The organism is Nonomuraea purpurea (assembly GCF_042650645.1).
GTDB classification, from domain to species: Bacteria; Actinomycetota; Actinomycetes; order Streptosporangiales; family Streptosporangiaceae; genus Nonomuraea; species Nonomuraea purpurea.
This window is the reverse complement of sequence record NZ_JBHSBI010000007.1, coordinates 40192-65827: the sequence shown is the minus strand read 5'-3', so window position 1 is coordinate 65827 and position 25636 is coordinate 40192. Positions and strand designations below refer to the sequence as shown.

Genomic DNA, 25636 nt, shown 5'->3' with positions numbered 1-25636 from the left:
AGCACACCCCCATGGACCTCAGCGTGATGTTCTTCGGCGCCGACGACGCGAGCGCCGCCGGACGTCCCACCAAAAATGCCGACGGCGCAAGCGTCGCCGGTCATACCGCGAAATATGACGACATCATGGCGATCACGAAGGCCGCCGACCGGCTCGGATTCACCGCCGTCTGGACGCCGGAGCGCCACTTCCAGCAGGTCGGCCAGGTCTTCCCCAACCCGGCCCTGCTCGGCGCCGCCCTCGCCGTAGCCACCGAGCGCATCCACGTACGGGCAGGCAGCCTCGTACTCCCCCTCCACCACCCGCTGCGCGTCGCCGAAGACTGGGCCGTGGTGGACAACCTCTCACGCGGCCGGATCGGCGTCTCGGTGGCGACCGGCTGGCACTCCAAGGACTTCGTACTCGCGCCGGACGCCTTCGCCGACCGCCGCGAACGGGCGTGGCGCGACGTCGAGCTGCTGCGCCGCCTGTGGGCGGGCGAGGCCGTGGAGTTCACGGACGGAACGGGCGAGCGGGTGGCGGTCACGTCCCAGCCGCGCCCCCACTCCCCCGTCCTGCCACTCTGGACGACCACGTCCGGCAGCCCGCAGACATGGGAGGCCGCCGGACGCATGCGCACGAACATCCTCGGCGCCACCATCGGCCAGACCCGCGAGGAACTGGCCGAGAAAATCCGCCGCTACCGGGACGCCTACGAGCAGGCTCCCGAGCAGCCGGGCACACCCCCCAGGGGAACCGTCACGCTCATGGCACACACCTACGTGGGCGTGGACGACGAGCAGGCCAGGCGGAGCGTGGGCGGGCCGCTGAAGGCGTACCTGAAGTCGTACGTCGCCCAGACGGCCGCCAACAAGGGCGGCGCGGACGGCCGGGCGGGCGCGCTCACCGAGGCTCAGCTCGACACGCTCGCCGACTTCGCCTTCCAGCGCTACCTGAGCTGGGGCAGCCTGCTCGGCTCGGCGCAGACGTGCCGCAAGAGCCTGGCGGACCTGGCCGACCTGGGATGCGACGAGGTGGCCTGCTTCATCGACTTCGGCCTAGGCGCGGACGAGGTCCTGGCCGGGCTGGAGCGCCTGGCGGAGCTGCGGGAGGAACTTTGAGCAAGCGAAGCGCCGGACCCGGCAACGAGCAGACCAGCAGCCACAACGGCGAACAGACCACCGGCCACGACAGCGAACGGGCCGGCAGCCACGGCAGCGAACGGGCCGTCGGGCACGTGGGCGAGAGACATGCCGGGTACGGCGGTGTGGCGGAGCGGCGGGTGAGCGCCGCCGACAGGTTCGCCGCGCTCGACGGCGAACGACGAGTGGAGCTGCTGCGCCGTCTTGTTCAGGCGGGCAAGCTGGATGCGATCCCGGACGTCGTGCCGCCACGCGACCCCGCCGGGCCGGTGCGGCTCAGCCCCGCCCAAGAGGACTTGTGGGTGTATGAGTCGCTCTATCCCGACACGGCCGCCCTCAATCTGTGCTGTTCCTACCATTTCGACGCCCCCGTGGACCCCGCCGATCTGGAGGCGGCGCTGACGATCGTGCAGAGCCACCATGACGGCCTGCGAACGCGGATCACCGGCGAGGTCGGCGACCTGCGGGTCGAGCATCCGGCGGCGGAGCCGTTCAAGCTGGAGCGGCTCGACCTGCGCGGCACGGGCGTGAGCCGGCGCGAGGCGCTGCACGCCTTCAGCCGCCGCACGTTCGACCTGGACGGCGGGCGGCTGATCAGGGGCCAGTTCATCACCGTGGACGACACCCACTCCACACTGGTGCTGGCCCTGCACCACATCGTGACCGACTGGTGGTCGTTCGACGTGCTGCACGGCGAGCTCACCGAGGCCTACCGCACCGTACGCGTCCACGCCGTACACGACCACGCCGTACACGACGATGCCGTTCCGCGCCTGCGCCGTCCCGCCATCCAGTACGCCGACTTCGCCGGCTGGCAGCGGGAGCTGGAGGCGGCCGGGGTGTTCGACGCCCAGCTCGACTGGTGGCGCGACTACCTGGCGAACCCTCCCAGGCCGCTCACCGTCGGCTCGTCCGCGCCGGGCCGGGACTTCGGCGTCGAGCAGATCGCCTTCCGCATCGACGCCGAGACCGAAGCCGCCGTTCGGGCGCTCGCCCGCGAACGCGGGGCCACCGTGTACGGGGTGCTGATGACGGCGTTCGCGGTGTTCGCGCACCGGCTGTCGGGCGAGTCCGACCTGATCACGGGCACGCCCCTGGCGAACCGGTCGGCCAAGGGCCTGGAGCGGGTCATCGGGTACGTGATGAACTCCATCCCGATCCGGTGGCGCGTCGATGCCGACACGACGTTCGGGGCGCTGCTGGCCGGCTTCACCGCCGAGTTCCCTCAGGTGCTCGCGCACGCGGACCTGCCCGTCGGCAGGATCGTCCAGGCTGTGGCCCCCGAACGGGTGGCGGGGCGGTCGCCGCTGTTCCGCTGGGTGTTCATGCACTTGCCGCGCCAGGAGAGCGTCGCCAAGCTGCGGGAGATCGCCGAGCCTGAACGGGTGCACACCGGTGGGGAACACGACCTGATCGGGATCGTGCGCGATGCCGACGACGGGTTCGAGGCGAGCCTGGAGATCCGCACCGACCTGTACGAGCCCGAGATCGTCCGCGCCTGGGCCGACTCCTTCACCCTGCTCCTCACCCACCTGGTAACCACGCCGGACACCCCCGTCGCCCTGGCACCCCTGGTAGCCACCCCGCTGCTCCCTGGGGCGAGCGACCTCACCAGAACGAACGCCGGGACAGGTGGCCTTGCCAGGGTGGACGGGGCGGGTGAACTCTCCGGTGGGTTGGTTGCCGGGGCGTGGGTGAGTTTGCCGGAGTTGGTTGTCAGGCGGGCGGGTGAGACGCCTGGGGCGGTGGCTGTGGAGGCCGATGGCGGGCGGCTGAGTTATCGCGAGCTGCTGGAGCGGGTTGACGGGCTGGCCGGTGCGCTGGTGGAGCACGGCGTGGGGTCCGGGACGGTGGTGGCGCTGGGGCTGGGGCGGTCCGTGGCCGGCGTGGTGGCGATGCTGGCGGTGCAGCGGGCGGGCGGGGCGTACCTGCCGCTCGACCTGGATCATCCGCCGGACCGGCTGGCGTTCCAGGTGGCGGACGCGGGAGCGGAGTTGCTCATCGCGGAGGAGGCGGTGCCGGGGGTGCTGGTGCCGCGCGTAACACCCGAAATTTCGTGTTTTGGCGTGGAATTTCAACCCACCGACCCGCTGAGCGCCGCCTACGTGATCTACACCTCAGGCTCCACCGGCCGCCCCAAGGGCGTCGTGGTCAGCCACACCGGCGTCGCCGCCCTGACCCACTCCCTGGTGACCACCTTCGGCCTGGACGCCACCAGCCGGGTGCCGCTGCTGGGCGCGCCGTCGTTCGACATCTCGGTGGCCGAGCTCTGCATGGCGTTCGGATCGGGCGGCACGCTGGTGATCCCGCCCGACCGGCCGCTGGTCGGGGACGACCTGGGGCGGCTGCTGCGGGAGCGGCGGGTGACATTCGCGCTGGTGCCGCCGCCCGTGCTGGCGACCGTGCCGCCAGGGGACTATCCGGACCTGCGCGGCCTGGCGGCGGGCGCCGACGTCTGCCCGCCCGAACTGGTGTCGGCCTGGGCGGGCAGAAGGTTCTGGAACGCGTACGGGCCGACCGAGACCACGGTGGCCGCCAGCGTCAGCGACCCGCTCGCCCCCGGCGGCGGGCTGCCGCCGATCGGCCGCCCGCTCACCGGCACCCGCCTGTACGTCCTGGACGCCCGCCTGCGCCCGCTGCCCGCCGGGGTCCCTGGCGAGCTGTACGTCGGCGGCCCGAGCGTGGCCAGGGGTTACCTGGGCCATCCCGGGTTGACGGCCGAACGCTTCGTCGCCGACCCGTTCGGACCGCCGGGCGAGCGCATGTACCGCACCGGCGACCTGGCCCAGTGGCGGGCCGACGGCCAGTTGCACTTCCTGGGCCGGGCGGACGACCAGGTGAAGGTGCGCGGCCTGCGGATCGAACCGGCCGAGATCGAGGCCGTGCTGGCCGGGCACCCGTCCGTGGCCCGCGCGGCGGTGGCCCTGCGCGGCGGCAGGCTGGTCGCCTACCTGGTGCCCGGCGCGCGGCCGATCGAGGTTGCGGAGGTCCTGGCTCACACCGTCGCGGCGCTGCCCGCGCACATGGTGCCCGCCGACTTCGTCGTCCTGGACGCGCTGCCGATCACGTCCCAGGGCAAGCTGGACCGGGCCGCTCTGCCCGACGCCGCGCCGGCCGCGCGGGCGTCGCGGGCGCCGGTCACCGATCGCGAGTCGGCGCTGTGCGCGCTCTTCTCCGAACTGCTCGGCGTGCCCGTCGGCGCCGACGACGACTTCTTCCGGCTCGGCGGCGACAGCATCGCGGCGATCCAGCTCGTCAGCAGGGCCAGGGCGGAAGGGCTGGGGTTCACGCCGCGCGAGGTGTTCACGGCCAGGACCCCGGCCGCGCTGGCGGCCATGGCGGGGGACGCGCCCAGGGCCGTCACGGACTCCCCTGTCGGCAGGTTCCCGATCACGCCGATCATGCACTGGTGGCGGGCGCACGGCGGCGCGCTGGAGACGTTCACCCAGTCGCTGCTCCTGCCCGTCCCCGAGGACGTCACCGACGAGCGGATCAGGGCGGCGCTGCGGACGTTGACGGCCAGGCACGGGGCGCTGCGCATGCGCCTGCTGCGCCACTCGGACACCGACTGGGAGCTGGAGGTACCGGAGGAAACACCGCAGGCCGCAGCCGACGCCCCGGCGCAGGGCCCGTTCGGCGGGCCGGTGACGCCGCCGCTGGATCCGGAGCGCGGCCGGATGCTCGCCGCTACCCGCCCGGCCCCCGACCGGCTGCTGCTCACCGCGCATCACCTGGCCGTGGACGGCGTCTCCTGGCGCGTCATCGCACCGGAGCTGACGGCGCTCCTGGAGGGCGGCGAGCCCGAGCCGGTGCGGGGGACGTCGTTCGCCCGCTGGTCCCGCCTCCTGGCCGCCGAGGCCGTCCGCCCGGAGCGGGTGGCGGCCGAGCTGCCCGTCTGGACGGCCATGGCCGACCCGGACGCCACCCTCCTGCGGCGGGACCGGCGAGGCACGGGCGCGCGGACGACCCTGACCAGGACCCTGCCGCCCGACCTCACCGAGCAGGCGATCACCCATCTCCCCGCCGCCTTCCGCTGCGGCCCCAACGAGGTGCTGCTGACCGCCCTGGCCACCGCCGTGGCCGGGTGGCGCGGCCACGGCACGGCCGTCCTGCTGGACCTGGAGACCCACGGCCGCGAGGAGGGCCTGGCCGGTGACGTCGACCTGTCGGGCACGGTCGGCTGGCTGACCGCCCAGCACCCGGTCAGGCTCGACGCCGCGGGCCGGCCCGCCGAAGCGCTCAAACGGGTCAAGGAGCAGCTCAGGGCCATCCCGGCAGGCGGCCTCGGCTACGGGCTGCTCCGCTACCTCAACCCGGCCACCGCCCCCATCCTGGCCGCCCTCCCTGCCGCCGACCTGCGCTTCAACTACCTGGGCAGGTTCGAGGGCGAGCTGGAAGGCATGCCGGACGCGCCGATGGCCTACGCCGTCGAGCTGGACGCGATCGCCCAGGTGGGCCGGGACGGCACCCGCCTGGTCGCGAGCTGGTCCTACGACGCCGACGCCATCGGCGGCGATCAGGTGGCCCGGCTGGCGGAGCTCTGGTTCGCCTCGCTGGCGGAGCTGGCGGGCCACGCCGGCGAGGGCGGCGCGACCAGCTCGGACTTCCCGCTGGTCGAGCTGTCGCAGAGCCAGATCGAGGCGCTGGAAGCCGACCTGGACGGCGACTGGTGAGCGGGAAGCTGGCCGACGTCCTGCCGCTCTCGCCCGCGCAGCAGGGCCTGCTCTTCCACGCCTTGTACGCCGACCACGACGCGTACGTCGTCCAGGCCAGGTTCGTCCTCGACCGCCCTGCGGACCCGGCCCGGCTGCGGGCGGCGGTGGAGGCGCTTCTCGACCGGCACCCGAACCTGCGGGCCTGCTTCCGCCACAAGGGCCTGGAGCGCCCGGTGCAGCTGGTGCCACGCCGGGTGCGCCTGCCGTGGACGGAGGCGGACCCGCCGTCGGAGGCCGAGCGGGAGCGCATGCTGGAGGCCGACCGGCTGCGCCCGTTCGACGTCACCAGGCCGCCCCTGGTCCGCGCCACGCTGCTGGGCCGGAAGGAGCTGGTGCTGACGATGCACCACATCCTGGTGGACGGCTGGTCGATGCCGATCCTGGCCCAGGAGCTGGCCGCGCTGTACGCGGGCGACACCACGCTGCCGCCCGCGCCGCCCTACCGGGCCTATCTGGCCTGGCTGTCCTACCAGGACAACGAGGAGGCGGTACGGGCCTGGCAACAGGCGCTGGCCGGCCTGCCGGGGCCGACGCTGCTCCGGCCGGGACGCACCGCCGTGAGCCCCCGGCAGGAGACGGTGGAGTTCGAGCTGACCCCGGCGCTGAGCGCGGCCCTGCGCCGCCGGGCGACGCAGACGGGCGTGACCGTCAACACGCTGGCCCAGGCCGCGTGGGGGCTGGTGCTCGGGCGGCTGACCGGGCGCGAGGACGTGGTGTTCGGCGCGGTGGTGTCGGGCCGTCCGCCGGAAGTGGCGGGCGTGGAGTCGATGGTGGGCCTGTTCATCAACACCCTGCCCGTACGTGTCAGGACCGGCGAATCCGTGGCCCGCCTGCAGGACGAGCAGTCTCGCCTGTCGGAGTACCACCACGTGCGCCTGACCGACCTCGGCGGCGGCGAGTTGTTCGACACGCTGCTGGCCTTCGAGAACTTCCCGCGCTCCGGCCTGGACACGCCGGGCCTGCGGCTGGCCGAGGTACGCGACGCCACCCACTACCCGCTCACGGTCACGGTGGTGGCGTCCGAGCGGTTGTGGGTGCGTCTCGGCTACCGTCCCGACCTGCTCGACCGCGCCGAGGCCGAGGCGGTCGCGGCCCGGCTGACCAGGGCGTTCGAGGAGCTGGCCGCGGGCGTGGCGGCGCCGGACGTGCTGCCGCAGGCGGAGCACCGGCTGCTGGCCTCGTGGAACGACACCGCGCGCCCTCAGCCGACCTGCTCGGTGCCCGAGCGGTTCGCGGCGCAGGCGAGGGCGACGCCGGACGCGGTGGCCGTCGAACACGGCGGGCTCGCCCTCACCTACGCCGAGCTCGACGCCCGCTCCGACCAGGTCGCCGCCCGGCTCGGGGTGGAGCCGGAGACGCCGGTGGCGGTGCTGATGGAGCGATCGCCCGATCTGGTGGTCGCGCAGCTCGCGGTGCTGAAGGCGGGCGGCTGCTACGTCCCGCTGGACCCGGCGCAGCCTGCGGCGCGGCTGAAGTGGCTCCTGGAGGACAGCGGCGCCAGGATCACGCTGACGGACCTGGACGGTCCGGCCGCCCCGTTCGACCCCAGGCCGGTCGACCCGCGCTCGGCCGCCTACGTCATGTACACCTCGGGCTCCACCGGCACCCCCAAGGGCGTGGTCGTCACCCACGCCAACGTCGTGGAGCTGGCCGCCGACCGCCGCTTCGCCGGGCATCGCAGGGGCCTGCTGCACAGCCCGCACACCTTCGACGCGGCCACGTACGAGATGTGGATCCCCCTGTTGAACGGCGGCACCGTCGTGATCGCCCCGCCTGGCCCGCTCACGCCGGAGACGATCCTGCGCGGCAGGCTGGACGCGGTGTGGCTGACGGCCGAGCTGTTCCGCACCCTGGCCGACCTGGCCCCGGACGCGCTGGCGGAGGCCGGCGAGATCTGGGCGGGCGGCGACGTGCTGGCGCCGGAGGCGGTGCGCCGGGTACGCGGCGTCCAGGTCGTCAACGGGTACGGCCCGACGGAGACGACCACGTTCGCGACCAGCCACCGCCTGCCCCGCGACGTCGCCGGCGGCCCGGTGCCCATCGGCCGGCCGCTGGACAACACGCGCGTGTACGTCCTGGACGCCCGTCTGCGCCCGGCCCCGGTCGGCGTGGTCGGGGAGCTGTATGTGGCGGGCACGGGGCTGGCCCGCGGCTATCTGGGCAGGGCCGGGATGACGGCCGAGCGGTTCGTGGCGGACCCGTTCGCCGCGGGCGAGCGCATGTACAGAACCGGGGACCTGGCCCGGTGGACGTTCGGCGGGGAGCTGGAGTTCGCCGGGCGGGTCGACGGCCAGGTGAAGATCAGGGGCCATCGGGTGGAACCGGGAGAGGTCGCGGCGGTGCTGGAGGGCTGCCCCGGCGTGGAGCGGGCAGCGGTCACCGCCGAGGCGGGGCGGCTGGTCGCCTACGTCGTGCCCGGCGGCGCGCTGGAGCGGGCGCGCGCGCACGCCGCCGCCCGCCTGCCGGCCTATCTGCTGCCCGCCCGGTACGTCCCGCTGGATCGGCTCCCGCTCACCCCGCACGGCAAGCTCGACAGGGCGGCCCTGCCCGCCCCGGCCGCCCCCGCCGCGCGCGGGACGGCGCGGACCGAGCGGGAGAGGGAGCTGTGCGGCCTGTTCGCCGAGGTGCTGCCGGCGCGGGAGGCGGGGCCCGACAGCGACTTCTTCACCAGCGGCGGCGACTCGCTGCTGGCCATGCGGCTCATGGCCTCGATCGAGAACACGCTCGGCGTCCGCGCCTCCGTCGCGGCCCTGTTCGAGGCCCCCACGCCCGCCGGGCTGGCCGTCCGCCTCGACAGGGCCGCCCCTGAGCTGGACCTGTCGCCGCTGCTGACGCTGCGCGCGGAGGGTGAGCGGACGCCGCTGTTCTGCGTGCATCCAGGGCGGGGCATCGGCTGGTCGTACACCGCCCTGCTGCCCCACCTCGACCCGGGGCGGCCGGTGCACGCCCTGCAGTCTCCCGCGCTCCAGGGCGGCTGGAGGTTGCCGGGCAGCATGGCGGAGCTGGCCGACGACTACGTGGAGCGGCTCAGGGCCGTCCAGGGGCGGGGGCCGTACCTGCTGCTCGGTCACTCCTTCGGGGGGCTGCTCGCCTACGAGATGGCCGTGCGGCTGCGCGCGGCCGGGCAGGAGGTCGGGCTGGTGGCCTCGCTGGACGCGGTCCCGTGGCCGGAGGGGACGGAGCCCGACCCTGGCGAGGTGGAGCAGGAGGCGCTGACCATCCTGCTGCGCACCCGCGCCCTGCACCCCTACGCCCAGCCGGGTCCGCTGGAGCGGGCGCGGGTGCTCGCCGCCGTGCGCGACAGCGAGGGCCCGCTGTCGGGGCTGGGGGACGAGCGGCTGGCGGCCGTGGCCGACACGGTGGCCGGGCATCTGCGGCTGGCGGTGACCTACCGGCCGCCCGCGTACGACGGGACCGTGCTGCTGTTCTCCGCCGCAGCCCAGCCGGGCGGCCCGGCCACCGAGGTCAAGGCGGAGCGCTGGCGGCGCACGGCGCGGCACGTGCGCGTCCACGATCTCGACTGCGGGCACAGCGACCTGCTCAGGCCCGGTCCCGCCGCCGAGATCGCAGAAGTCGTCGAGCTGATCCTGCGGGAGTTGTGATGGCGCCGGTCGAGTACGAGTTCCCCGTTTCCCCCGCGCAGGCCCGGCTGCTGGTGCTTGACCAGCTCAACCCCGGGACCGCGCAGTACAACGTGCCCGTGGCCTTCGCCGTGCGCGGGCCCTTCGACGTCGACGCCTTCGCCCTCGGGCTGGACGCGGCGGTCGCCAGGCACGAGTCGCTGCGTACCGTGTTCCGTCCGCGCGACGGCGAGTACGTGCAGGTCGTGGCCGAACAGGCGAAGGCCGCGCTGCGGATCGAGCACGACGTGCCCGCCGAGGGTGTCGGCGCGCTGCTGGCGGCCGAGGCGGCGGCGCCGTTCGACGTGGAGGCCGGGCCGCTGCTGCGGTGCGTGGTCTACGGCCTGGACGACGGCACCCACCGCGTCCTGCTGACCGCTCACCACCTGGTGTGCGACGGCTGGTCGCTGCGGGTGCTGCTGCGTGAGATCTCCGGCGCCTGCCGCGGCCTGGCCCCCGCGGACCCGCCGCCCATCCAGTACGCCGACTACGCCGCCTGGCAGCGCGACCGTCTGGACTCCCACGCCCTGGACGCCGCCGTCGGCTTCTGGGCCGGCACCCTCGACGACGCCCCCGGCACGCTCCCCCTGCCCGCCGACCACCCGCGCCCCGCGGTGCAGTCCACCGCAGGAGGCGTCGTCCGGCTGAACCTGCCCGCCGGCACGCGCGAACGCCTGGCCGAGGTCGCCGCCCTGCGGGACACGACCCCGTTCACGGCCATGTTCGCGGCGTTCGCGGCGTTCCTGGCCCGGCTCTCCGGCCAGCGGGACCTGGTCGTGGCGCTTCCGGTCGCCGGGCGCGACCACCCGGACGTGCAGGACATGATAGGCATGCTGGCCAACACGATCGCGGTCCGCGCCGACCTGACGGACGAGCCGTCGTTCCTCGACCTGCTGACCCGCCTCCGCGAACGGCTCCTGGCCTCCCGCCCGCACCAGGACGCGCCCTTCGAGGCCGTCGTCGAGGCCGTGGCCCCCGGCAGGGAGCTCAGCCACGACCCGCTCGCCCAGGTCATGCTGGCCTACGACGACGACACCCGGCTCAGCCTCGACCTGCCCGGCGCCACCGTGGAGCGCCTGGAGCTGCTGCTGGACGACGCCAAGTTCGACCTGCTGCTGAACGTGCAGCGTGACGGCGACGGCCTGCTCGCCCACTTCGTCCACCGGACCGACCTGTTCGACCCGCGGACCGTGCGCCACTGGGCGCGGGCCTTCGAGACACTGCTGGAGGGCCTGCTCGACCGGCCCGCCGCGCCGGTGACCGCCGCAGACCTGCTGTCGGCCGCCGAGCGCCGCCTCGTCGTCGAGGACTGGAACCGCACCGCCGTGCCCACGCCCGGCCGCCTGGTGCCCGACCTGGTGGCCGAGCGGGCCCGTGAGCGGCCTGACGCGACCGCTCTGGTGTTCGGACAGGACACGCTCACCTACCGGGAGCTGCTGGAGCGCGCCGACGAGCTGGCCGGACGGCTGCGCGCGGCGGGCGTGGGGCCTGAGGTCCCGGTGGGGCTCTGCCTGCCCAGAGGGATCGACATGGTGGTGGCGGCGCTGGCCGTGTTGAGGGCGGGGGGCGCGTACGTGCCGCTCGATCCCGGGCATCCGCCCGCCCGGCTGCGCTTCATGGTCGCAGACGCCGGGGTCAGGCTGCTGATCGCGGCCGAGCCAATGGACCTGGGCGTCCCCGTGGCAACCCCCGGAGGCGCGGTGCCGGTGATCGGGGCCGGGGGCGCGTCCGGTTCCTTCGTGTCGCCCGCGCCCTGCGACACGGCCTACATCCTCTACACCTCCGGCTCGACCGGCACCCCCAAGGGCGTGACCGTCGAGCACCGCGCCCTGCTGAACCTGGCCACCGCCGTCCGCCCCCAGTTCCCCGTGACCGGCGAGGACCGGGTGCTGCAGTACGTGTCGTTCGGTTTCGACGTGGCCGTCTCCGACCTGTTCTTCACACTCGTGGCCGGCGCCGAGCTGCACGTCGCGGCCGAGGACGAACGCCTGGGCGAGGACCTGTACGCCCGCCTGCGCGACTCCCGCATCACCTACGCCTTCCTGCCCCCGTCGGCCGCCATGTCGCTGCCGTGCCCGCCGGACGCGCTGCCCGACCTGCGCACGCTGGCCATCGGCGGCGAGGCGTGCCCGGCCGAGCTGGTCGAGCGCTGGGCGACGCCGTCGCGCCGGGTGGTGGACGCCTACGGGCCGAGCGAGACCACGGTGTACGCCACCACGGCCGATCTGGCGCCGGGCCGTCCGGTGGTGATCGGGCGGCCGGTGGCCAACTCGCGGGCGTACGTGCTGGACGAGCGGCTGCGTCCGGTGCCCGTCGGGGTGACAGGGGAGATCTACCTGGCGGGCTCGGGGCTGGCGCGCGGCTACGCGAACCGTCCTGGGCTGACGGCCGAGCGTTTCGTGGCCGACCCGTTCGGGCCGCCAGGTGAGCGCATGTACCGCACCGGCGACCTGGGCCGCTACGACGCCGGCGGCGTCCTGTCCTACCTGGGCCGGGTGGACACGCAGGTCAAGCTGCGCGGGTTCCGGGTCGAGCTGGGCGAGGTCGAGACCGTCCTGGCGGCGCACCCGGGCGTGTCGATGGCGGCGGCGACCGTGCGAGGGGACCGGCTGGTCGCCTACGTGATGCGCTCCCCCGAGCCCGCCCCTGCCGACGCAGCGGCGTTGCGGGCGTGGCTGGGCGGGAGGCTGCCCGGCTACATGGTGCCTGAGCAGGTGGTGTTCATGGACGCGCTGCCGCTCAACCGCTCGGGCAAGATCGACAGGGCTCGTCTGCCCGAGCCGGACGGCGCCCGACCCGACCTCGAAGGGCCCTACACCGCCCCGGCCACGGAGACCGAGCGCCTGCTCGCCGGGATCTGGGGCGAGGTGCTCGGCCTGGCGCGGGTCGGCGCGCACGACAACTTCTTCGACGTGGGCGGCAACTCGATCAGGCTGCTGGCCGTGCTGTCGGCGCTGCGCGAGCGCGAACTGGACGGCGGCGTCAAGCTGGTCGACCTGTTCAGGCACCCCACGATCGCGGCCCTGGCCGCCCGCCTGGAGGGCCCGGCGCGGGCGGGCCACGGGGAGTCCCTGCAGCGGGGCCGGCTCAGACGCGAACGGCTGACGGCCCGCAGGAACACAACCGCTGACGCGCGCAGCGGACAGAACACGCAGAAGGGCGACAACGCATGAGTGAGACACCGGCGGTGGCGATCGTGGGGATGGCCGGCCGTTTCCCCGGCGCCCGTGACGTGGCCGAGTTCTGGCGGAACCTGCGTACGGGCGTCTGCTCGATCGCCGACTTCGACGAGGAGGAGCTGCGGGCGGCCGGGGTGGAGGCGGGGCCCGGCTACGTGTCGTCCAAGGGGTTCCTGTCGGAGGCCGACAGGTTCGAGCACGAGCTGTTCGGGTTCAACGCGACCGAGGCGGCGGCGCTGGACCCGCAGCACCGGCTGCTGCTGGAGACGGCCTGGTCGGCGTTGGAGGACGCGGGCTACGACCCGCGCGCCGCCCCTGAGCGGACCGGCGTGTACGTGGGCGGCGCCCCGAGCGAGCACGCGATCGCGGCGCAGGTCGACGCCGGGCTGCGGGCGCGGCTCGGGCCCATGCACGTGCGGATCTTCACCGATCGGGAGTTCCTGGCCGGGTGGTTGTCGTACCGGCTGGGGCTGGACGGGCCGAGCATGACCGTGCAGACCGGCTGCTCGACGTCGCTGACCACGGTGCACGTGGCCGTGCAGGCGCTGCTGGTCGGCGAGTGCGACCTGGCGGTGGCCGGCGGCGTGTCGATCGAGTCGCCGTACCCGCGCGGTTACGTCTACGAGCCCGGTGGCATCTCCTCCCCCGACGGGCGGTGCCGGCCATTCGACGAGAAGGCGGCGGGCACGGTCGGCGGCGACGGCGTGGGCCTGGTGGTGCTGCGGCGCCTGGAGGACGCGGTGGCCGACGGTGACCCGATCTACGCGGTCATCCGCGGCTCGGCGGCCGGCAACGACGGCGCGGCCCGGGTGGGGTTCACCGCGCCCGGGGTGGACGGGCAGCTGGCCGCCATCGTCGAGGCGTGGGCGTCGGCCGGGCTCGAAGCGGCGGACGCGCAGTTCCTGGAGGCCCACGGGACCGGGACCGACCTGGGCGACCGGATCGAGGTGGAGGCCGCGGCGGCGGCGTTCGACGGGGCGCGCCGGTGCGCGATCGGGTCCGTGAAGTCCAATGTGGGCCACCTGAACGCGGCGGCCGGCGTCGCGGGGCTGATCAAGGTGGCGCTGATGCTGAGCCACCGCACGATGGTCCCCACGGTGAACGTCACCCGGCCTCACCCCGACCTCGACCTGCACACCACCCCGTTCCACCTGCTGACCACGGCCGAGGGCTGGCAGCGGCCTCCCGGCGGGACGCGACTGGCGGGGGTGTCGTCGCTGGGCATCGGCGGCACGAACGTCCACGTCGTCCTGGAGGAACCTCCCACCCCATCAGTCCCGCGAGCCACGCCCGCCACAGTCAAGCGGGTCCCCGTGGTGTTGCCGCTGTCCGCCCGTACCAGGGAGCAGCTCGTCACCGCCGCGGGACGGCTGGCCGCCGCGCTGCGTGAGCCCGGCGCGCCGACGCTGGCCGACGTCGCCCACACCCTCGCCCACGGCCGGGCGGCCCTGGACGTCCGCGCGTACGTGGTCGCCTCCACCCACGAGGAGGCCGCCACCGCCCTGGACACCCTCACCTGCGGCTCCTCGCCCCTCGGCGAGGCGTGGACGGCCGGCCAGGAGGTCGCCTGGCCCACAGGACGCCGGGTCCACCTGCCCACCTACCCGTTCGCGGGCCCGCGCCACGGCGCCCTCACCCTCACCGCCCGTCCGGCCGCCCAGGAGCAGCCGCCGCCGGGGGACACGGCCGAGGCGGTGACCGAGCTGTTCATGACCACGTTGGGCCTGCCGGACCGGGCCGAGCTGACCAAGACCTACTTCACCGTCGGCGGCGACTCCCTGACGGCGGTGTTCCTGGTCGGCGAGCTGCGCGACCGCTTCACCCTGGACGTCCCGATCGAGCTGTTCCTGAATGAGCTGCCCATGAACGAGCTGATCGCCCGCATCCTGCGCGAGGACGACGACGACCCGCTCGGCGACCTGCTCGACGAACTCGAACGATGAGGCCGGCGGCGGACCCGGCCGGAATCGACGATCTGGACCTCCTCGACCCCCACCTGCACGCCGGCCACGACCTCACCGGGGTCTGGCGCTGGTTGCGCGCCAACGACCCGGTCCGCAGGCACGAACGTTTCTGGAGCGTGACCCGCCACGCCGACGTCCTGCGGGTGGTCCGCGACCCGGCGGCGTTCACCTCGCTGAAGGGCAACATGCTGCCTACCCTGCTGCGCGGCCACGACCCGGGCGCGGGCAGGATGATCGTCGTCACCGACGGCCCCCGCCACACCCACCTGCGCCGCCTGCTGACACCCGGTTTCGGGCCGCGCGCGCTCGGCCCGATCACCGCCTCCATCACCGCCGCCACCCGCGAGCTCCTGGGCGGCCTGGTGCGGCGGGGCGGCGGCGACTTCGTGGCGGAGGTGGCCGCCCAGGTGCCGCTGCGCGCGATCTGCGAGCTGCTCGGCGTGCCGGAACGGGACCGGCAGCGGGTGCTGGAGCTGACCGGCGCGGCCATGCTGGGGGAAGGCGACGACGGCGGCCTGCCCGCCAGGATCGCCCAGAGCGAGATCCTGCTCTACTACACCCGCCTGGCCGCCGAACGCAGGACGGCCCCGGGCGATGACGTGATCAGCCTGCTCGTCGGCGGCGACCTGACCGAGGAGGAGGTCCTGCTCAACTGCTACAACCTGATCATCGGCGGTGACGAGACCGCCCGGCTGGCGCTGGCCGGCGGCGTGCTGGCGCTGGCGACCCACGACGAGCAGTGGGCCCGCCTGCGCGCGGATCCCGCCCTCGTCGGCCCGGCCGTGGAGGAGATCCTGCGCTGGACCACCCCGGCCGCCCACGTCGGCAGGGTCGCCGTCCGGGACGTCGAGCTGGCCGGGCGGCGCGTCCCGGCCGGGGACGTGGTGGCGCTGTGGACCGTCTCGGCCAACCGCGACGAGGCGGTCTTCGACGATCCCGGCCGTTTCGACGTCGGCAGGACGCCGAACCGGCATCTGACGTTCGGCCACGGGCCGCATTTCTGCCTGGGCGCCCAGCTCGCCCGCGCCGAGATCGCGGCCCTGCTGGCCGATTTGCGGGTGAGCGTGCGGGCCGTCGAGGTGAGCGGCCCGGTGACGTGGCTGCCGTCGAACTTCGTCAGCGGAGTCGCTTCTCTTCCCGTCACCCTGAAGTAATAACCTCGAAGTATGTCCGTGCATCTGAACCACACGATCGTGGAAGCCAAGGACAGAGACGGGACCGCCGCCTTCCTGGTCGACGTGCTCGGCCTGGAGCCGGCGCCGGTCTACGGCCCGTTCCGCGTGGTCTCGCTCGGTAACGGCGTGTCACTCGACGTCGTCCAGGCGGGCGAGACAGTGCATCCGCAGCATTACGCGTTCCTCGTCGGCGAGGAGGAGTTCGACGAGATCCTCGGACGGATCAAGAGCCGCGGCCTGACGTACTGGGCCGATCCGTTCCATCAGGAGCCCGACCGGATCAACACCAACGACGGCGGCCGCGGCGTCTACTGGTCCGACCCCAATGGTCACAACCTGGAGATCATCACGGTTCCGTACGGCGGTTTCTAGGGGGCCAGCGCCTCCAGCGCCTCCTCGGCCCTGCGCATCGACTCCTCGGCCTCGCCGGAGGCGATCTCCGGGTCGAAGTTCAGGTCGTGGAAGACGTCGGTGACGCCGGCGGCGGCCAGGTCGTCCACGTCACGCCTGATCTTGTCGTACGGGCCCGTCAGCGGGGCGTCGCCGGCCGCGTCCCTGACCTTGGTGGCGCCGCGGCAGACGAAGCGGAACGCCGAGGCGTCGCGGCCTGCCTCGGCCAGCTCCGAGGTGATCAGCGCCACCCGCCCGGCCATGGCCGACAGGTCCTCCCTGCTGGAGCTGACCCATCCGTCGCCGAGCCGGGCGGCGCGGCGCAGCGCGGCCTCGGCGGTGCCGCCGAGCAGGATCGGCGGCGGCGCGGGCACCGGCTTGGGGTCGATGTGGGCGGGCGGCACCCGGTAGAACTCGCCGTCGTGCGCGACGGGGTCGTCGCTCCACGCCTCGCGCAGCAGCCCGACGAACTCCTCTGCCCTGCGCCCGCGCCGCTCCATGCTCACGCCGGTCGCCTCGAACTCCTCGGGCAGCCAGCCCAGCCCGATCCCGGCCGACAGCCGGCCGCCGGACAGGGTCTGCAGCGTGGCGAGCTGCTTGGCCAGCGGCACCGGCTGCACGTACGCGTTGAGCACCGCCACGCCCAGCCTGACGCGGGAGGTCACGGCCGACAGGTGGGCCAGCGTGATGAGCGGGTCGTGAACGCTGCGGTAGGTGGGGCCCATGGGGTGGCCCACCGGATACAGCAGCCGCTGGAACGTCCACAACTCGTGGTAGCCGAGCGCCTCCGCGCGGGTGGCGATGCGGCGCATGTTCTCCGGCGTGGCCCACGGCCCTGACACGGGTACTGCGAAACCGACTCTCATGCCCTCTAGTCTGGACGAGTGGGTCTGGAGGAAGAGCTGGCGGGGATAGCCCTGTCCTACGGTGGCGCGGGAGAGCCCGTCCTGCACCCGACGCGCACCGACGTCGTCGTATTACGCAGGGGCGACGTCGTGGTCAAGGCCCACTCGGCGCGCGACGACGCCGAGTCGCTGCGCCCCAGGCTGCGGGCCACCGCCTCGGCCGCCGTGCGCGGCGTGATGCTGGCCCCGCTGGAGGAGCGGGTGCTGACGGCCCTGGGCCGGGCCGTGACGGTGTGGCCGGCGGGCCGTCCCGTCGCGCAGGACGACCCCGACTCGGCTCCGTGGGAGGAGGGGGCGCGGCTGCTGGCCCGGCTGCACGCCGTCCCGCTGACCGGCCTGCCAGAGCTGCCGGCCGCGGGCGGGCCGGCGCGGGCCGCCAGGGCGGTGGCCAGGATGAGCGGCGACGGGCCCGTCGAGCAGCTCGTCAGGCGGACGTTCAAGGAGCTGCCCGATTCCCCGCCGCTGCCCGCCCTGCTCACGCACGGCGACTGGCACCTCGGCCAGCTCGTCGACCGCGACGGCTGGCTGCTCATCGACGTGGACGATCTCGGGGTCGGCGACCCGGCATGGGACCTGGCCAGACCCGCCGCCTGGTATGCCGCGGGGCTGCTCGATCCGGCCGTCTGGGAGCGGTTCCTGGGGGCGTATCTGGCCTCGGGAGGGCCGGCGCTGGGCCAGGGCCGCGACCCGTGGCAGCGGCTCGACATACCGGCCAGGGCCCTGACCGTTCAACTGGCCGCCGTGGCCGTCCTCAACGCCGAACGTGAGAGCCGGGAACTGGACGAGGTCGAACTATCGTTAATCGAATCGTGCAACAGAATCGTCCGAGCGTGACGGGGTTGCGCGCGGTAGGTTTCCACACTGAGACCTCGGATCAAGGAGAGCGACTTAGATGCAGTGTCCCAAGTGCCGCGGGAACATGCGGACCTATGAGCGCAACGGCGTCCACATCGAGCAGTGCGACAACTGCCGGGGGATCTTTCTCGACTACGGCGAGCTCGAAACGCTGAGCCGGATGGAGACGCAGTACCACGCGGCTCCCCCGCCTCCGCCGCCCGCCGCCGGCCCCGCCTGGGGCGCCCCCGCCCCGCACCACGGCGGCGGCCACTACGGCCACCACGGCCACCACCGTGGCCAGCGCAGCTGGGTCGGCATGCTGTTCTCGACCTGATGGCAAAAGGGCCGCGCACCGGCGGGTGCCCGGCCCTTTCCCCGTCGATGGGGGTTCAGCCGGGGAAGTCGTCGGGGTCCACGGGCGAGGTGCGGGCGTTGCCGCCCGAGATCGCGTGCAGCGTGATGCGCCAGTCGTGCCAGCGGATCTGCGTGGCGGTGAACGTCGTCTTGAACGTCACCGTCTTCTGGAAGCGCTCGAAGCTGCAGTCGCGGGTGAACGCCCGGTTCTTGCCGTCCCAGTCCACGCCGTGCGTGAAGTAGATCTTGTAGTTGCCGTCGCGCACGCCCCGGACCTTGAACTTCGCCTTCTTGCGCACGTAGATGCTGAACGCCTTGCTGCCGCCCTTGACGACGGTGATCACGGCGTCGCGGGTGCTGCCGTTGTCCACTTCCAGGGAGCCTCGGCCGTTGAGCGTGCCCTTGCGGATGAACGAGCCGTTCTTCAGCCGCCTGCTCTGCTTGCCGCCGGCCTTCACGTCCACGACATCGGCCGGGTAGTCGCCGGCGCTCTGCAGGGCTTCGCCCGCCTTGTCGAGCGCTTCGAGCTGGTCGTCGATGTCGGTGAGCACGGCCGAGGACGTGCACAGGTCTCTGGAGCCGACCTTGCCCGAGGTGGTGCCCAGCTCGGAGACGAAGTCGCGCAGGCTCGTCACGTACGCGTCGTGCTGGGTGCGGACGGCGTCGGGCGGGGTGAGCGCGGCCAGGGCGTCGGCGGCCTCGCTCAGGTCCTCCTCCGCCTTGCCGACGCGCTGGTCGAGCGCCTTGACCGAGCGCGCGCCCGCCAGGGCGTCGATCGCGCCCGCCATCGCCTTGTGCCGGCCGTCGAGTTCGCTCTTGTACGCCTCTGGGGTCAGCGCGCTCGGGCCGGGGCTCGGGTCACTGTTGCCGGGCGCGGCGCCCCCGGACGGGACGCCGCCCTTGCCGCCGGCGACGCCGCTGACCTTCGATTCGCCGCCGGTCGGTGAGGGTAAGGCCGAGGAACATCCGCCGATCGTCAACGTCGCCACTGCCAGAACGCAGGAGATCAACCGTGGTGCAGCCACCTGCCACACTATCGTCCGGTTGATCCCCGGCCGTCAATTACGTTTCGGTCAGTCCCTCATCCCGATCCTGTCGCAAGCGGCGGGTGATGCCGATCGTCTCCAGGAACGGCAGGTCGTGACTGGCCACGATGAGCGCTCCCCGATACGCCGACAGCGCCTGGGCGAGCTGGCGGACGCTGGCCATGTCCAGGTTGTTCGTCGGCTCGTCGAGCAGGAGGAGCTGCGGCGGCGGCTCCGCCGACAGCAGCGCGGCCAGGGTGGCGCGGAAACGTTCACCTCCCGACAGCGTGCCGACGGCCTGGTTGACCCGTTCGCCCCTGAACAGGAAGCGCGCCAGGCGGGCGCGCACCTCGTTCACCGAGGCGGACGGGGCCACGGCGCGGACGTTGTCCACCACGCTCATGCCGTCGTCGAGCAGGTCGAGCCGCTGTGGCAGGTAGCGGACGGGGACGTGGGCGCCGTGCTCGACGATCCGCTTGAGCAGGGTGGTCTTGCCGGAGCCGTTGGGGCCGAGCAGCGCGATCCGCTCGGGCCCGCGCACGACCAGCGTCTCCAGCACGATCCGCCGGCCGGTGTCCTCGTCCCCGGTGTTCTCTGCATCCCCGGTGTCCTCGGTGTCTTCGGTGTCCGAAACAGTGACCGAAAGGGTGACCGAAACCTTGGCGCCCGGTGGCGGGGCGAGGGGGAGGGTCAGGACCGTGCGGCCCGCGGGGACCTCCGTTCCGGGGAGCTGGATGCGGATCTCGGCGTCGTCCCGCACTGCCCGCTCGGCCTCGGTCAGCCGCTCGCGGGCGTCCTCCAGCCGCTCCTGGTGCAGCGCCTTCTGCTTGCCCGCCGTCACCTGGGCCTTGCGTTTGAGACCATTGGCCACGATCTTCGGCACCTTCTTGTTCTCGAACGCCTTCCTGCCGAACCGCAACGAGCGGTCGGTCCTGGTCCTGGACTCGACGAGCTCGCGCTGCTGCCGCCGCACCTCCCCCTCCGCGACGCGTACCATGCGCGCGGCGGTCTCCTGTTCGGCCTCGACCTGCTCCTCGTAGGCGGTCAGGTTGCCTCCGTAGAGGCGCACGACTCCCTCGCGCAGCTCGGCGACCTGGTCCACGAGTTCGAGCAGCGTCCGGTCGTGGCTGACGATCACCAGCACGCCCTGCCAGGCGGCGACCGCGGCATACAGCCGCTGCCGCGCGTCCAGGTCGAGGTTGTTGGTCGGCTCGTCGAGCAGCAGCACGTCGGGGCGTTTGAGGAGCTGGGCGGCGAGCGCGACCATGATGGTCTCGCCGCCCGACAGTGTGCCGACCGTGCGGTCCAGCCCCAGGTGGTCGAGCCCGAGCCGGTCGAGCTCGGCCCGCGCCCGCTCCTCGACGTCCCAGTCGTCGCCGACGGCGGCGAAGTGCTCCTCCGCCACGTCGCCGCCCTCGATGGCGTGCAGCGCCGCCCGCGTCGCGCTGATCTCCAGCAGGTCGGACACGGTACGGCTCGCGCCGAGCGGCACGTTCTGCGGCAGGTAGCCCACCACGCCCGAGACCGACACGGACCCGGACCTCGGGACGAGCTCCCCGGCGATGATCTTCAGCAGGGTCGACTTGCCTGACCCGTTGACCCCGATGAGCCCGGTACGCCCGGCGGGGAAGGCGGCGTCGAGGCCGTCGAGCACCTTGGTTCCATCGGGCCAGCCGAAGGACACGTGATCGACGACAATGGAAAAAGACATGAAGCGGCTCCCAGCACCAAAGTCGAAATTTCGTGACTTGGCGGGAATCACCGCGAATGCACGCCACACGCGAGACCTCTGAACGAACCAATCCGCTGCGTACGTCAGCCCCGTACCGGCATCACTCCGGCCCTTCTCCAAAGACACTCCCGCCGACGTGCGGCGGGGTGGAGACGACAGGCAAGTGGTGGTGACGTGCGAAACGAGGCAGGCGCAAACCGCTCTGAGGATGTCGCCGGGGTCCAGGTGTGCGCGCATCGCCCACGACAGGGCGGAACCGCGCGGTGCCCGCGACCTCAGATCCTCACGTCAACTGCCCCCGTGGGTCGGCGATAAGACGTCGCACAGCGTATGCGACCCTCGGATCAGCTGGCAAGCCGCCGCGACCGGTGGGCCGCCACGTTGACCCGGTTCGCGCAGGCCAGGGAGCAGAACCGGCGCCGGCCGTTGCGCGAGGTGTCGACGTAGACGGTCGCGCACCCCTCGCGGTCGCACCGGCCCAGGCGGTTCCCGCCCGCGAACGACATGGCCACGGCCAGCCCGCCCGCCGTGGTGTCCTTCGCCCTGGAGACGATGTCGGCCTCCACCGAGAAGAAGTGCAGGTGGGGCTCGCGGCCGTCGTGGGCGCTGACGTACGGCTTGGACGAGGAGACGTCGAGCAGCTCGTTGATCAGCTTGATCTGCAGGTCCTGGTCGCGCTCGCCGAAGACCGGGGCCAGCCGCCCGGCCCAGTCGCGCAGCTCCTCGGCCTGCTCGGCGTTGACGCCGGTACGCAGCAGGCGGTGCTCCGACAGCAGCGCCCGCACGGCGGCCGGGCTGAAGTCGGTCGCGTTGACCAACGCCGCCGCGAGGGCCGCCCCGTTGCCGCCGTAAGCATTGAAATGCATAAGGCCATTACATCAGGTTGGAATCATGCATTCCAGAGACCCCCACGACCCCTTCGCCCTGACCCTCGTCTCCTCACACCGCACCTCGGAAGGACTGGTCTCCTACCTGCGCTGCGCGTGCGGCGCGTGGGAGGTGCGCACGTCACGGCTGGTGGCCACCGCATCACCGACGGGTATGCGGCCCCGATAACGATCAGGACATCGACTGATCGGCCGCCGTCGTCCTAGAGTCGGGCTCAACACCCTCCAGGAGGTCAGGCATGTCGAGCATTCCCTCCCTGCTGCGCGACCGGATCGCGGCGACTCCCGACGCCGAGGCGTACCGCACGCCGGCCCTGGACGGCTGGACCTCGATGACCTGGCGGGAAGTGGGTGAGCGGGTCCGCGAGCTGGCTCTGGGCCTGGCGGCGCTCGGCGCGGGCCCCGGCACGCGCGTGTCGATCCTGTGCTCGACCCGGCTCGAATGGGTCCTGGCCGACCTGGCGGTGCTGGCGACGGGCGCGGCCACGACCACGATCTACCCGTCCAACACGGCGGCGGAGTCGGCGTTCGTCATCGGCGACTCCGGCAGCACGATCGTCATCGCGGAGAACGACGAGCAGGTCGCCAAGATCAGGTCCGTGCGGGACGAGCTGCCCGGCGTCACCCGCGTGGTCGTGATCGAGGGCTCCCCCGGCGACGACGGCTGGGTCGTCACGCTCGACTCCCTCGGCGGCGACGGCGACTACGACGCCATGGTCGACGCCATCACCGAGAACGACCTGGCCACCCTCATCTACACCTCGGGCACCACCGGCCGTCCCAAGGGCGTGGAGCTGACCCACGACAACTGGCTCTACGTCTCCCGCGCCGTCCGCGAGCTGAACCTCATCTCCGAGACCGACCTGCACTTCCTGTGGCTGCCGTTGTCGCACTCGTTCGGCAAGCTGCTGGAGGTCGTCATGATCGAGATCGGGGTGCCGACCGCGATCGACGGCCGCCTGGACAAGATCGCCGACAACCTCGGCGAGCTCCGGCCGACCGTCATGGCCGCCGCGCCGCGCATCTTCGAGAAGATCCACAACACGGTGGCGGCCACCCAGCAGCGCGAGGGCGGCGTCAAGCTGCGCATCTTCAACTGGGCGCGGCAGACCGGCATCAGGGTCAGCAGGGCCCGCCAGCGCGAGGCGGCCATCCCGCTGACCACCCGCCTGGAGTACGCCCTGGCCGACCGGCTCGTCTTCAGCAAGCTGCGCGCCCGCTTCGGCGGCCGGATCCGCTACTTCATCTCCGGCGCCGCCCCGCTGTCGAAGGACGTCGCGGAGTTCTTCGACGGGGCGGGCCTGACGATCCTCGAAGGCTACGGGCTGACGGAGTCGTCGGCGGGCAGTTTCCTCAGCCTGCCGCAGTCGGTGAAGTTCGGGACGGTCGGGCCGCCGCTTCCCGGCACCGAGGTCCGCATCGCCGAGGACGGCGAGATCCTCATCGGCGGGCGGGGCATCATGCGCGGCTACCACGGACTGCCGCAGGAGACGGCGCAGGCGCTGGAGGACGGCTGGCTGCGCACGGGCGACATCGGCGAGATCGACTCCGCGGGGCGGCTGACCATCACCGACCGCAAGAAGGAGCTGATCAAGACCTCGGGCGGCAAGTACATCGCGCCCACCTACCTGGAGGGCAGGATCAAGGCGGCCTGCCCCTACGTCTCGCACGTGTTCGTCCACGGCGACCGGCGCAACTACGTCACCGCCCTGGTCACCCTCGACATGGACGTGGTCGGGCCGTGGGCGCGGGCCGAGTCCCTGCCCGCCGACGCCGGGTCGCTGCGCGAGCACCCGCGCATGCTCGAGGAGGTCGACAAGGCGATCAAGCAGGTCAACGCGGATCTGGCCGGCTACTCCACGGTCAAGAAGTTCGCGATCCTGGCCGAGGACTTCTCGGTGGAGAGCGGCGAGCTGACGCCCAGCCTCAAGATCAAGCGCAAGGCCGTCGAGGAGCGCCACGGCAAGGTCCTCGACGCCTTCTACGACGCATGACCCGTGGTCACCCGATCAGCGCCGCTCGCGACGCTCACAGCACCCGTCTGGCCCCCGGGATCGAGCGCACCAGGTAGGCCAGCGCCCAGCACAGCGGCAGTGCCAGGGCCAGCATGACGGCGAACTTGACGATCGCGACCGCCTCCAGCCAGCGCAGCCCGTAGCCGAGCGCGACCAGCACGAGCGGGTGGATGATGTAGACGGTGAAGGCGTGCTGGGCCAGGAATCTCCCGCGCGGCCCCTGCTCGCCGAACCGTTCGCGGAAGAGCACCGTCAGCCCGATGATCATGCTGACCGCGAAGGCGGACTCCCACATGGCCCCGGCGGCCGGCGACAACATCCCGCCGGTCAGGACCATGGCCGGGAGCAGCACCGCGCTCGACACACCGGCCGCGATCAGGCCCAGCCGCCCGGCGCGGGCGGGCAGCGTCTCGAACCAGCGGCGCCGATAGGCCACGCAGCCGAGCGCGAACATGCTGACGTACTGCGGCATGAACTGCGGCGACGGCAGCCCGATCACGGGGACGTAGGTACCGGTCGGGACGAAGAGCCGCCAGGCGAACGTGACGACGGCCAGCGCCACCACGAACAGCGCGACGGTCCCGAACGTGAGCGGGGCGGGCCGCTCGTCGAGCGGCTTGTTCACGGCCCGCCACAGCGCGTAGACCAGCGCGAAGACGATCAGCACCTCGGCGAACCACATGGGACCCGGATCCCATGAGGCCAGGTAGAACTGCCAGTACGGCTGATCGGGGTCGGTGCGGGACGAGAAGTTGACCATGGGGCGCAGCAGCAGGATGAAGACGAGCAGCGGGACGCCCAGCCGGACGAGCCGGTCGCGGACGAACGGGCTCACGCCCTTGCGGTCGTAGGAGGCCGGGGTGAAGAAGCCGGAGATGAGGAAGAAGAAGCCCATGAAGAAGGCCTGGTTGAAGGTGACCAGGAGGTCGAGCAGGCCGCCCGAGGCGTCCTTGGCGGGCTCGGTGTAGAACCAGAGGGGGATGTTGCCGTAGGTGATGGCGACGTGGTGGGCGACGACCAGCGCGGTCAGCACGATGCGCAGGTTGTCGATCGCGTAGAGCCGGGTTCTTGGCTCGGTCTTCATGCTCTGCAGGCCCTTTCGAACAGGTCGGCCAGTTCTTCGGCGTGCGCGCCGAGGTCGTGGTCGGGGGTGGCCACCCAGTAGGCGAACATGTTGTCGATGGCCGAGGAGTGGGTGATCGCCATGACGCGGGGGTCGAACTCCCTGAACTCCCCGCTCCGCTGGCCGAACCGGTAGATCTCCTCCAGCGCGCGGTAGATCTCCTCGTTGGCCTTGATGCCGTAACGCGGCCGCCCGTCGGAGGTCCGGAGGTTGGCGAAGATCTCGCCCAGGGCCCTGAGCTGGGCGCGGTGGCCGCGCATGTGCTCGGCCACGGCCAGGATGTGCGTCCTGAGCAGCTCGGTGGCGGTCGTCAGGCCCTCCATCCTGGCCACGACGTTCTCGGTGATGGCGCCGTAGGTGCGCTCCACCACCTCCTCCATCAGCTTCTCCTTGCCCTCGAAGTGGTAGGAGATGACGCCCTTGCTGATGCCCGCGTGCGCGGCGATGCGCTGCAGGGACGCCTGGGCGAACCCCACCTCGGCGATCACCTCGACGGCGGACGCGACGATCTGGGCGCGCCTGGCCTCCTCGATGAACGAGCGTTTCTTGCCGCTCGGTCCAATTTCTGACCGCATGGCCAAAATTTAGCACAGC

General features: G+C 72.6%; 17 protein-coding genes. 11 read left to right on the top strand and 6 right to left on the bottom strand.

Annotation, left to right across the window (positions count from 1 at the left end; all coding sequences use genetic code 11):
- Positions 1-11 precede the first annotated feature (11 nt).
- From ACFOY2_RS15660 to ACFOY2_RS15630, 7 genes are read left to right on the top strand one after another with little or no spacing between them, the layout of a single operon-like run.
- Positions 12-1100, top strand: coding sequence for a MupA/Atu3671 family FMN-dependent luciferase-like monooxygenase (locus ACFOY2_RS15660; protein ID WP_379528738.1), 1089 nt, complete (start codon positions 12-14; stop codon positions 1098-1100).
- Positions 1097-5794 (top strand): amino acid adenylation domain-containing protein, encoded by a 4698-nt coding sequence (locus ACFOY2_RS15655; RefSeq protein WP_379528737.1) that lies wholly within the window; start codon positions 1097-1099, stop codon positions 5792-5794. Before ACFOY2_RS15660 ends, ACFOY2_RS15655 begins: the two co-directional genes overlap by 4 nt.
- Complete coding sequence (locus tag ACFOY2_RS15650) at positions 5791-9438, top strand: non-ribosomal peptide synthetase (protein ID WP_379528736.1); 3648 nt, start codon at positions 5791-5793, stop codon at positions 9436-9438. Before ACFOY2_RS15655 ends, ACFOY2_RS15650 begins: the two co-directional genes overlap by 4 nt.
- Complete coding sequence (locus tag ACFOY2_RS15645; protein ID WP_379528735.1) at positions 9438-12629, top strand: non-ribosomal peptide synthetase; 3192 nt, start codon at positions 9438-9440, stop codon at positions 12627-12629. Before ACFOY2_RS15650 ends, ACFOY2_RS15645 begins: the two co-directional genes overlap by 1 nt.
- Positions 12626-14578: a beta-ketoacyl synthase N-terminal-like domain-containing protein gene (locus tag ACFOY2_RS15640; RefSeq protein WP_379528734.1), complete on the top strand. Its 1953-nt coding sequence runs from the start codon at positions 12626-12628 to the stop codon at positions 14576-14578. The genes ACFOY2_RS15645 and ACFOY2_RS15640 overlap by 4 nt, the downstream gene beginning before the upstream one ends.
- On the top strand, positions 14575-15753 hold the full coding sequence (locus tag ACFOY2_RS15635) for a cytochrome P450 (protein ID WP_379528733.1): 1179 nt from the start codon (positions 14575-14577) through the stop codon (positions 15751-15753). The genes ACFOY2_RS15640 and ACFOY2_RS15635 overlap by 4 nt, the downstream gene beginning before the upstream one ends.
- Before the next feature lie 12 nt (positions 15754-15765).
- Positions 15766-16146 (top strand): VOC family protein, encoded by a 381-nt coding sequence (locus tag ACFOY2_RS15630; protein WP_379528732.1) that lies wholly within the window; start codon positions 15766-15768, stop codon positions 16144-16146.
- Here the strand turns inward: ACFOY2_RS15630 and ACFOY2_RS15625 are convergent.
- Positions 16143-17030: a TIGR03619 family F420-dependent LLM class oxidoreductase gene (locus tag ACFOY2_RS15625; protein WP_379528731.1), complete on the bottom strand. Its 888-nt coding sequence runs from the start codon at positions 17028-17030 to the stop codon at positions 16143-16145. The genes ACFOY2_RS15630 and ACFOY2_RS15625 overlap by 4 nt on opposite strands.
- 18 nt (positions 17031-17048) lie before the next feature.
- On the opposite strand from ACFOY2_RS15625, the gene ACFOY2_RS15620 reads away from it, so the two are divergent.
- Positions 17049-17903 carry a phosphotransferase gene (locus ACFOY2_RS15620; protein WP_379528730.1) on the top strand — a complete coding sequence of 285 codons (855 nt, stop codon included), beginning with the start codon at positions 17049-17051 and terminating at the stop codon, positions 17901-17903.
- A 58-nt stretch (positions 17904-17961) separates the two neighbouring features.
- A complete protein-coding gene (locus ACFOY2_RS15615) occupies positions 17962-18240 on the top strand; it encodes a TFIIB-type zinc ribbon-containing protein (RefSeq protein ID WP_379528729.1) in 279 nt (92 codons plus the stop codon).
- 55 nt (positions 18241-18295) lie between these two features.
- Here the strand turns inward: ACFOY2_RS15615 and ACFOY2_RS15610 are convergent, their stop codons facing one another.
- From ACFOY2_RS15610 to ACFOY2_RS15600, 3 genes are all read right to left on the bottom strand, one after another.
- Entirely contained in the window at positions 18296-19285 is a 990-nt protein-coding gene (locus ACFOY2_RS15610; RefSeq protein ID WP_379528728.1) for a hypothetical protein, read from the bottom strand.
- Positions 19286-19322: 37 nt separating this feature from the next.
- On the bottom strand, positions 19323-20996 hold the full coding sequence (locus ACFOY2_RS15605; RefSeq protein WP_379528727.1) for an ABC-F family ATP-binding cassette domain-containing protein: 1674 nt from the start codon (positions 20994-20996) through the stop codon (positions 19323-19325).
- Positions 20997-21361: 365 nt separating this feature from the next.
- The gene (locus ACFOY2_RS15600) at positions 21362-21883 is read right to left on the bottom strand and encodes a CGNR zinc finger domain-containing protein (RefSeq protein WP_379528726.1); all 522 of its coding nucleotides are present in this window, start codon (positions 21881-21883) and stop codon (positions 21362-21364) included.
- A gap of 25 nt (positions 21884-21908) precedes the next feature.
- Here ACFOY2_RS15600 and ACFOY2_RS15595 point away from each other — a divergent pair, with 25 nt between their 5' ends.
- Positions 21909-22073 carry a hypothetical protein gene (locus tag ACFOY2_RS15595; RefSeq protein WP_379528725.1) on the top strand — a complete coding sequence of 55 codons (165 nt, stop codon included), beginning with the start codon at positions 21909-21911 and terminating at the stop codon, positions 22071-22073.
- Between the two features lie 70 nt (positions 22074-22143).
- On the top strand, positions 22144-23898 hold the full coding sequence (locus ACFOY2_RS15590) for an AMP-dependent synthetase/ligase (RefSeq protein ID WP_379528724.1): 1755 nt from the start codon (positions 22144-22146) through the stop codon (positions 23896-23898).
- Positions 23899-23932: 34 nt separating this feature from the next.
- Here ACFOY2_RS15590 and ACFOY2_RS15585 read toward each other — a convergent pair whose 3' ends face one another.
- The gene (locus ACFOY2_RS15585; RefSeq protein WP_379528723.1) at positions 23933-25003 is read right to left on the bottom strand and encodes an acyltransferase family protein; all 1071 of its coding nucleotides are present in this window, start codon (positions 25001-25003) and stop codon (positions 23933-23935) included.
- On the bottom strand, positions 25000-25617 hold the full coding sequence (locus tag ACFOY2_RS15580; RefSeq protein ID WP_379528722.1) for a TetR/AcrR family transcriptional regulator: 618 nt from the start codon (positions 25615-25617) through the stop codon (positions 25000-25002). Before ACFOY2_RS15580 ends, ACFOY2_RS15585 begins: the two co-directional genes overlap by 4 nt.
- Between the last annotated feature and the right edge of the window lie 19 nt (positions 25618-25636).

Excerpts from the sequence above, each read along its gene's own strand:
- ACFOY2_RS15660 (WP_379528738.1), top strand. The coding sequence starts at position 12 with ATGGACCTCAGCGTGATGTTCTTCGGCGCCGACGACGCGAGCGCCGCC.
- ACFOY2_RS15645 (WP_379528735.1), top strand. The coding sequence starts at position 9,438 with ATGGCGCCGGTCGAGTACGAGTTCCCCGTTTCCCCCGCGCAGGCCCGG.
- ACFOY2_RS15640 (WP_379528734.1), top strand. The coding sequence starts at position 12,626 with ATGAGTGAGACACCGGCGGTGGCGATCGTGGGGATGGCCGGCCGTTTC.
- ACFOY2_RS15635 (WP_379528733.1), top strand. The coding sequence starts at position 14,575 with ATGAGGCCGGCGGCGGACCCGGCCGGAATCGACGATCTGGACCTCCTC.
- ACFOY2_RS15630 (WP_379528732.1), top strand. The coding sequence starts at position 15,766 with ATGTCCGTGCATCTGAACCACACGATCGTGGAAGCCAAGGACAGAGAC.
- ACFOY2_RS15625 (WP_379528731.1), bottom strand. The coding sequence starts at position 17,030 with ATGAGAGTCGGTTTCGCAGTACCCGTGTCAGGGCCGTGGGCCACGCCG.
- ACFOY2_RS15615 (WP_379528729.1), top strand. The coding sequence starts at position 17,962 with ATGCAGTGTCCCAAGTGCCGCGGGAACATGCGGACCTATGAGCGCAAC.
- ACFOY2_RS15605 (WP_379528727.1), bottom strand. The coding sequence starts at position 20,996 with ATGTCTTTTTCCATTGTCGTCGATCACGTGTCCTTCGGCTGGCCCGAT.
- ACFOY2_RS15600 (WP_379528726.1), bottom strand. The coding sequence starts at position 21,883 with ATGCATTTCAATGCTTACGGCGGCAACGGGGCGGCCCTCGCGGCGGCG.
- ACFOY2_RS15595 (WP_379528725.1), top strand. The coding sequence starts at position 21,909 with ATGCATTCCAGAGACCCCCACGACCCCTTCGCCCTGACCCTCGTCTCC.
- ACFOY2_RS15590 (WP_379528724.1), top strand. The coding sequence starts at position 22,144 with ATGTCGAGCATTCCCTCCCTGCTGCGCGACCGGATCGCGGCGACTCCC.
- ACFOY2_RS15585 (WP_379528723.1), bottom strand. The coding sequence starts at position 25,003 with ATGAAGACCGAGCCAAGAACCCGGCTCTACGCGATCGACAACCTGCGC.
- ACFOY2_RS15580 (WP_379528722.1), bottom strand. The coding sequence starts at position 25,617 with ATGCGGTCAGAAATTGGACCGAGCGGCAAGAAACGCTCGTTCATCGAG.